6 protein-coding genes, 1 tRNA gene and 3 pseudogenes are annotated in these 8291 nt (G+C 41.7%); 7 read left to right on the top strand and 3 right to left on the bottom strand.

Features of this window, described 5'->3' with window-relative positions:
* Positions 1 to 179 precede the first annotated feature (179 nt).
* Positions 180 to 560 (top strand): annotated as a pseudogene (locus O9323_RS16885) (Eco57I restriction-modification methylase domain-containing protein); the annotation flags it as partial.
* A gap of 424 nt (positions 561 to 984) precedes the next feature.
* On the opposite strand, the gene O9323_RS16890 reads toward O9323_RS16885, so the two are convergent.
* A tRNA-Arg gene (locus tag O9323_RS16890) sits at positions 985 to 1057 on the bottom strand.
* 57 nt (positions 1058 to 1114) lie between these two features.
* Between O9323_RS16890 and surE the strand changes: the two genes are divergently transcribed.
* Entirely contained in the window at positions 1115 to 1927 is an 813-nt protein-coding gene (gene surE / locus O9323_RS16895) for a 5'/3'-nucleotidase SurE (RefSeq protein WP_002755425.1), read from the top strand.
* 47 nt (positions 1928 to 1974) lie between these two features.
* Positions 1975 to 2556, top strand: coding sequence for a DUF3727 domain-containing protein (locus tag O9323_RS16900; protein ID WP_002792790.1), 582 nt, complete (start codon positions 1975 to 1977; stop codon positions 2554 to 2556).
* Between the two features lie 246 nt (positions 2557 to 2802).
* Here O9323_RS16900 and O9323_RS16905 read toward each other — a convergent pair whose 3' ends face one another.
* Together O9323_RS16905 and trxB are read right to left on the bottom strand one after the other, a co-directional pair.
* A complete protein-coding gene (locus O9323_RS16905) occupies positions 2803 to 3633 on the bottom strand; it encodes a metal ABC transporter permease (protein WP_016516149.1) in 831 nt (276 codons plus the stop codon).
* An 86-nt stretch (positions 3634 to 3719) separates the two neighbouring features.
* Complete coding sequence (trxB, locus tag O9323_RS16910; protein ID WP_287231203.1) at positions 3720 to 5078, bottom strand: thioredoxin-disulfide reductase; 1359 nt, start codon at positions 5076 to 5078, stop codon at positions 3720 to 3722.
* 91 nt (positions 5079 to 5169) lie between these two features.
* On the opposite strand from trxB, the pseudogene O9323_RS22760 reads away from it, so the two are divergent.
* The 4 genes and pseudogenes from O9323_RS22760 to O9323_RS16925 form a co-directional block, all read left to right on the top strand.
* A pseudogene (locus O9323_RS22760) lies at positions 5170 to 5350 on the top strand (hypothetical protein).
* 297 nt (positions 5351 to 5647) lie between these two features.
* Entirely contained in the window at positions 5648 to 5923 is a 276-nt protein-coding gene (locus O9323_RS16915) for a hypothetical protein (protein ID WP_223210869.1), read from the top strand.
* A 217-nt stretch (positions 5924 to 6140) separates the two neighbouring features.
* Positions 6141 to 7301 carry a pentapeptide repeat-containing protein gene (locus O9323_RS16920; protein ID WP_002755418.1) on the top strand — a complete coding sequence of 387 codons (1161 nt, stop codon included), beginning with the start codon at positions 6141 to 6143 and terminating at the stop codon, positions 7299 to 7301.
* A gap of 566 nt (positions 7302 to 7867) precedes the next feature.
* A pseudogene (locus O9323_RS16925) lies at positions 7868 to 8291 on the top strand (IS4 family transposase); the annotation flags it as partial.

The following is an 8291-nucleotide window of genomic DNA, read 5'->3' on the forward strand; positions in this document are numbered from 1 at the left end:
ACAAAAAAGAGGCAGATTAAAGCCCCTAATGAATAAATTAGCATTATTTTTAGCTTTTCTGACAAGCTAAGTCTTTTTTTTATGCGTTCTAATTATCAGACTAGACTTTACAGTCTGATTTTTTAGTCTAAACTCCAGTTAATCGTGCAACCAACAATAAAGAATGTTTATTCTTGGTTGCTATCTGGAATAGTTTTGTGCTAGATTATTCCCTTCGTCATCGGGTATCTGCTAATATAAATTTTTTCTACATCTATCAGCTACCTATCCCCCGACTAAAAGAGGGAGATAAATACTTTCAGGAGATAGTAGAAAATGCAGCAAAATTGATTTGTACTACAGAAGAATTTGATCAATTAGCGAAAGAAGTGGGGATAGGTTCCCATAAAAATGGAGTAACAGAAGAAGCAGAAAGAATGGCAATTAGAGCGAAATTAGATGCAATAATTGCCCACTTGTATGAATTAACACTAACAGAATTTCAACATATATTAACTACCTTTCCCCTCGTCCCCGAAAGCGTCAAAACTGCCACCCTCAAAGCTTATCAAAACCTGTAGGGGAATTATGAATTATGAATTGGGAAGTGGGGAAATTGAACTAAAACCCCATAAACCCCAAAACCTGTCCCTTGACTGGAAAATAGAAGCTAAAATAACGCCAATTCTTCAATCAGAATAAATCCCTTGAGTAGAGGCTACATATCAGGAGAGTCACTCCACTTGCAAGAGTGACTCTTAAATTATTACAGATGTATCAGCAGCCGCGTGTAAGCATCCCACCGAAAAACTAATGCGCGGGGGGTTTGGGGGCGGCGCCACGCCCCCAACGGGGGGTTTGGGGGGTAGAACCCCCCAAAAACTTGGATTGAGCAATAAAATCGCAAGTAATACTCAATCCCTTGAGTAGAGGCTACATATCAAGAAAGGCACTCCTACCCCCAACGGGTAGGGTTGATTCATGAATCAACCCTACATTACTGAACGAGTACGGAGGGAGTCGAACCCCCGACACCCAGGACCGGAACCTGGTGCTCTATCCTCTGAGCTACGTACCCACGATAAAATACCATTACATTATACCACTAGCCGGCGCAGTAGAGCAGAAATTTCCCATGACTAGCGATCGCTCTTTAAAATTACTTATCAGTAACGATGACGGTATTTCCGCGCTAGGAGTCCGCACCCTTGCCAACACCCTCGCTGCCGCCGGTCATCAAGTCACCGTAGTTTGTCCCGACGGCGAGCGCTCTGCCACCGGTCATGGCCTAACCTTACACCATCCCATCCGGGCCGAACAGGTGGAAGGAATTTTTCATCCCGAGGTGATTGCCTGGTCCTGCTCGGGAACCCCCGCCGATTCGGTAAAATTTGCCCTTAGTGCCGTCCTCAAAGAGCCTCCCGATTTAGTTTTAGCCGGCATTAACCACGGGTCTAATCTCGGTACTGATATCCTCTATTCTGGCACGGTTTCCGCGGCCATGGAGGGATTAATCGAAGGTATTCCCAGTATTGCTGTTAGTCTGGCCAGTTTTAAAGCTTGTGATTTCCAACCAGCTGCAGATTTTGCCCTCACTTTAGTCAGAAAAGTTACCCTTAACCCTTTTCCTGTTCCCACTTTACTCAATGTCAACGTCCCTCCGGTTAGTAGTGCCGAAATCAAGGGAGTGAAAATCACTAGGCAGGGATTGCGACGCTACGAGGAAACCTTCGAGAAAAGACTGGACCCCAGGGGTAAAAGTTATTACTGGTTAATTGGGGAAGTGGTGGAGGATATCGAACAACCGGACTACAGCCATTTACCCCCGCAAGTGCCTACGGATGTGCGCGCTATTGGCGAGAATTTTATCACCATCACGCCCCTACAATACAATTTAACTGATGTACAGGGTTTTCAACATTTGCACCGGAATTCTTGGCTTGATTGAGGAGCATCTCATGATATTCTGATTCAATCATTAGCGTTTGAGAGCCTATGTCCCCTCAATTTAATTTTCAAGAAAACGAACTCGAAGAAGCGGATGTCATAACCCTTTGGGATGAGCAAGGTCGATCGCTAGACTGTTATATTGAGAATGCCTATGAAACCGATGACCTTACCTATATGCTTCTTGTCCCCGTGGATACCCCGGTGATGATTCTAGCTTGGGATGAGGAATCGGAGGAAGAAGAATCTGATGCCTTCTTAATCGAAGATAGTGAGGAAATTGAGCGGATTTTCGCCGATGCTAAGGCAGTTTTAGCCGAATTAGACCTATTGCTCAAACCCACTGCTCACACCTTAACCGTTAGTGGTGAATTACCTCCCCTAGAAGAAGATAATGTTCTCAGTTTAGAAATCGATAGCGATGAACCTTCCTCGTCATCAGAGCCGGAAGAATTGCAATTTCTCGCCAGTTTCTTTTCCGAAGACCAAAAATACTCGATTTACAGTCCCCTTGCTCCTTTGTTATTCTTAGCTGTCGGTGATGGGGAAGGGAAAGTTGAATTAGTTTCCCCCGATGATGACGGTATGGGACCGATTCTAGAGGAACTTTTGTTTGATGAACTCGATTAATTACTTGATTTTACCAAATCCGCCGGGCAAAACTTTTGATAAATCTAGTCACAGTATATCTTTCGGGATTTCATCATCATTGCGATTAACACGGATTTGGTATTTTTTCTTTAAATTACGGCGTTTATCATAAAGATGAAGTATAACCTAACTTGGTATTAACGACCGGCTCCTGTCTTCCCAAAATAAAAACCTCATACCTCACTATTAAGATAAATGCTATATCACCACAACTAGGGGAGAGCTTTAAAGATTAGCTATTTTTCTGGTGATAGTGAGGATGAAAGGTTTCCAAGCAAGACTGATTAAATAACCCAATCCTGCCACTAAAATAATTGTCGCCCCCGAGGTGAGATTTAAACTATAGGATAACCATAAACCAACCAAAGTAAAGACAATTCCTAAGATAATCGCTAGGACCATCATTCCCTTCATATTTTTAACAAATTGTCCACTGATAGCCGCAGGAATAGTTAACAAAGCAATTACCATAATTAATCCTACCACCTGCATTACTGCCACAATAGTTAAAGCGGTTATTCCCATTAAACCTAAATAAATTACCTCCACGGGAATATTACGAATAATCGCAAAGGTTTCATCAAAAGATATGGCTAACAACTCCTTATAAAAGATACTAACTAAGGCTATAATTAATATATCTATGCCCGCCATTATCCATAAATCATCCCTCGGTACAGTTAAAATACTACCAAAAAGATAACTCATCAAATCAGCTTTATAACCGGGGGTTAAATCAATAAAAATTACCCCAATCGCCATACCAATCGCCCACATCACCCCGATTAAAGTATCAGCTCTCTCCCGGATGCGACGCTGTAAAAACCCCATGCCTAAAGCCGAAAAAAAGGTAAAAAATATCGCCCCCACCAGGGGATTAATCCCAAAAAAATAACCGATTCCTATCCCTCCATAGGCAGCGTGAGCGATTCCTCCACTGATAAAAACCACGCGATTAACTACTACCAAAGTACCCACAATCCCACAGGCAATACTAACTAATATTCCTGCGGCAATCGCATGGCGCATAAAATCAAATTGTAAAGCCTCTAGCATAGGGTGTGGGGTGTGGGGTGTGGGGAGCTTTTTCAGTAAACAGTAAACTAAAAACTCACATCTGATAACTGATAACTGATAACTGATTATTGATAACTTTCAATTACTTGACGAAAATCGCTTTTTTGTTTGACTCCGCGCATTTCCTTGACTAATTCCCGGTCCTTAAAGAATTGTACCGTGGGAGTCCCAGTTACTTGACCCATTTTGGCAATTTCCGGGTCAGCTTCGATGTCAATTTCCACAAAATAAATTTTGCCATCGTACTCATCGACCACTTTATCTAAAATCGGTTTCAGGGTTTTACAGGGGCCACAGGTGGGAGAAACATATTTTACCATTAACAAGCGATCGCCGTCGTGGAATAATTTCCGCAAAGCATAACCCCCAACGTGACGGGTTTTGTTAATATCAAAAGTTTCCTCCGTATCGGCCGGGGTTTCGCTAACGGTTTTCGTCTCGTAATGTTCAGAAGTGGCTGATTGACGGTATTCTTGGATTAAATTATGCTCCGATAACCATCTTTCTGCCAATAACGCCGCCATACACCCCGTACCTGCGGCGGTGATGGCCTGACGGTATTCGTGGTCCTGTACGTCTCCTGCGGCAAAAACCCCCTCGACGCTGGTAGCAACAGTCCCCGGTTTGACTTTCACATAACCCACCTCGTCTAATTCTAGTTGTCCTTGGAATAGGGAAGTATTGGGAGTGTGACCGACGGCATAAAATAACCCTCTAACGGCTAATTCACTGATTTCTCCCGTTTGCGAGTTTTTAATGCGTAATCCTGCCATTTTACTGTCTGTACCGAATACATCCAGTGCTTGGGTGTGAAAATGAACGGTAACTTTCGGATTATTTAACACCCGGTCCTGCATTGCTTTCGAGGCACGCATCGCTTCCCCGCGAATTAATAAATGGACGTGAGAGCCGTATTTAGTTAAATATACGGCTTCTTCTGCCGCCGAGTCACCGCCACCAATGACGGCCAGGTTTTCCTCTCTAAATATCGGTGTAGCACCGTCACAGATAGCACAAGCGGAAATGCCGTTACTCCAGAATTGGGCCTCGCTGGGTAATCCTAAGCGTTTGGCAGTGGCTCCCGTGGCGATAATAATACTATTAGCCTTCACTTCCCGGTCCGTGGAACGAATGGTAAAAGGACGCTGACTTAAATCCACCGAGATAACATCTTCGGTATAGCATTGGGTCCCCCATCTTTCGGCCTGTTCCTTCATTCTTTCCATCAGCTTCGGACCGGTGATTCCTTCGGGAAAACCGGGGAAATTTTCTACTTCTGTGGTGGTCATCAGTTGTCCCCCCGGAATGCCTCCCGCTTGGAAACCCTCAAACATCAAGGGTTTTAAGTTCGCACGCGCCGCATAAATTGCCGCCGTATATCCCGCGGGTCCCGAACCAATAACGACTAAATTCTCGACAGTCATAACCGTAAATGCAACTCATAACGACTACGCTTTTTATTATAACAGAATCAGTTACTGGTTATTAGTGTAATACGGTTCTTCGGTTTGTGTTATGCAATGGACGGGGGTTATAAGGGATGAAACCCTTATATAGAAAAACATTGTTTCGATTTTTGCCAATTGTTTTTGCTCTAGAACGAACTAATCAATTAAATCTCTTGCCAGATAAGGATTTAGTCGATTTATGCCCCCCTATCGAACCATACCAAGTCCCGAAGAGCCGCGTATTTTAGGTTGCTCATGGGTACGGAGAATGGGTTTTGGTGTTAGGGCAAGAGGGAATAATGACTGTTTTGGCCAGTTTAAGAAAACTTAAGGACTTCTTTATGGTTATTAAGTGTTTCTGAGCGGTACTATAAGAAGTGTACTCTGTTGTATTTAGTTAGCGCATATAGACAAGATTCTATCCCTACAAAAGTTGCTTCTGACAAGTTTTGTAAGTGAGGTGATTTATGAGGTTCTCCAAAGTAAGTGGATTAGCTCTATTGAGTGTGTTTCTCGTTGGTCTAGTTCCTTCACAAATACCAGTAATGGCTCAAGCGAGTATGTATTGTGTCGGCAATCAAAAAGTCATACAAGGAGTTAGTCCTGCCCTTGACGGTATGCCCTGTCTTCGAGGTACACCACCCCGTTCAACTCCTCAGCAGAATTATCCTTCAACACGACAAGGACAAACAGTTCCTACTGGTCGTCGCGCGGCCTGTTTGAGACAAGCACAGGAATTGATTGACTCAAGCATCAAACGTGGCGGTGCTGGTGTGGCTGGAATATCAATGTTGGCAAGCTGTCAAAATCTGCCTGATTGAGAATAAAAAAGCTCTTGTTATTCAAAATTTTCGGTATTCACTAAAGGATGACAATTGCTCCAGAACATCATTTATTTAGATACCTCTCTTTTGTCAAACTAGATTAAAATTTTGATTGCTCGTTGGCTGAATAGCTTTCATCTCGTCAAAATATCCTTGAGTGACATGAGAGGGGTATTTGTCGGAATAAAATTTAAATTCTCCAGAGAAAGATACAATGCAAGAAAAAATCTCCAAAAAGCAACCCATCAAAAGACTCCTTTTTATGATTGGTGTATTGTTTTTTGTGTTGCAGCCTTTTGGATTTTTAAATGCTTTAGCAGAAATAAATTGTTCGTCCGAGTCTTTATTAAAGATAAAGAAAGCTGATTTGGAGCGTTGTAAATCCATAGAAGAAATTCGTAAGTTAAAATCAGAAAATGATAGATCACTTATTGTAACTTTCACGCCATTGTTTGTTCAATGTGGGACGATCTTAATCGCGCTTTTTAGTTTGATATCAAATTATCAAAAAGAGAAGAAAGCCCAACGAGACAAGGACACTAAAGACAAAGAACGTCAACTAGACGAGCAGTACAATAGTATTGTGGTGGGACTTGGTGAAGAGTCACTATCGCTGCAAGCTAGTAACGCAAGTGCATTGTTGAATTTTTTGCAACCCAATCATTTAAGATTCTTAGATGATATTTTGACAATAGTATCTGTCAATTTAAAGAAAAGTGTCTGTCGTGAGCCAGCTATTCAAGAATCTTTAACTCGTGTCTTGGAAAAAGCAATCCGCATCAAATTGAATGAAATCAAAAGTGTGAACAGCAACAAACCCTGCTTAAAACATCTAAAGCTTAATCTAAATCTTTCTCGAACTGCTTTGTTTCGTCTTAATTTTCAAAACCTTGATTTTAGTGGTGTTAATGTAGATATTGCCTTTGCCAAAATGAGATATGCCAATTTAAACAATAGTAAAATCCCCAAACTACGTGGAATGAAAGCTTGCCTTTACAAGGCAGAAATCTCAAGGTGTGATCTGACAGAAGCTAGACTCAATAAAGCTCGCTGCCGAGAAGCTAAGTTTCACAACAGTATTCTTGTTTCAGCAACGTTTAAAGAAGCGGATCTGCGCGGGGCAGAATTTCACCAAGCCCGCCTACAATCGGCTCACTTTGAGGGGGCAAGACTTCAAGGAGCAAACTTCACTGCCGCCAATCTCACAGATGCTTACTTTAAAGGAGCAAAGTTAGACGACTACTCAAAAAAGACTATCCTTAAATCATACAAAGAAAGCTGGAAACGTGCCAATTTTGACGACGACATTAAAACAGAACTATATTCCTTGGAGAAAAGCTTGAACTTTTCTGAAACCAATATACACAACTCATAAAATATTATGAGGGGGCCGTAGGACACAATGCCGTCACGCAAAACTCAAGAGTAACCTCTAAAATTTAGATACAGCCGACCCAATACAGACACCCCACAAGGAGGGATGCCGCAGAACCTTGCTGTCACGCATAATCAAGAGTAACCTCTAAATTAAAATGCAGAAGACCCCATACGGACACCCCTCATCTGTCATTATACTTTGTAAAATACGAGTCTGATAATCTCATTCAGTCGAATTGATATAAAACTTTGCCTTTTTGAGAGTTAAGAATGTGTTTTGTTAAAACTATAGTGCGATCGCCGATCATTTCCCTGTAACATAGATTAAAAAGATGACGCTGGTTTCTCGGATTTTTTGAATAAATTGAGCATCGTCAACTCGTCGAATCGCAAATCTGTTTTCATAATAACGCTCCTTTTAAACTGAGATCAGGCTGACAGGGGGACAAGCAAGCTAAAAAGCTTATGTAGCATGGAATACAGATACAGACTCAAAAAAAAGATAAGTCATATATAGTAAATATAACCTAGATAACGAAAATGATAAGTGAACTATACCAGAAAGTGTTAGAAAATGAACTGGGACGAGCCAGATATCTACTGTTGTTAATGATAGTTGGAACCTTGCAAATACTAAAGCAAGCTAAGTTAGAGATATTAGCAGAAGCACTGCCAATACCAATCCTGTTTGAGAGTCGGAGAAAAAAACTAAAAAGATTTTTAAAGCTGGAAATCCTGAACATTGAAAAAATCTGGTTTCCCTGCCTAAAAGAGATGTTAAAACAGCAGGAGAGGTTCACAATAAAAGGATTAGTATATATTGCCATAGACCAGACGAGTTGGGGAACAATAAATATCTTGATGGTGAGTCTAATTTACGACAAGAGAGCCATGCCAATCTATTGGGAGATATTAGATAAAAAAGGAAGTAGTAATCTCGAAGAACAGCAGCGAGTATTGGGGAAAATATTGACGGTGCTATCAGGTC

This window comes from Microcystis sp. LE19-131.1A, assembly GCF_027532015.1.
GTDB lineage: Bacteria > Cyanobacteriota > Cyanobacteriia > Cyanobacteriales > Microcystaceae > Microcystis > Microcystis ichthyoblabe_A.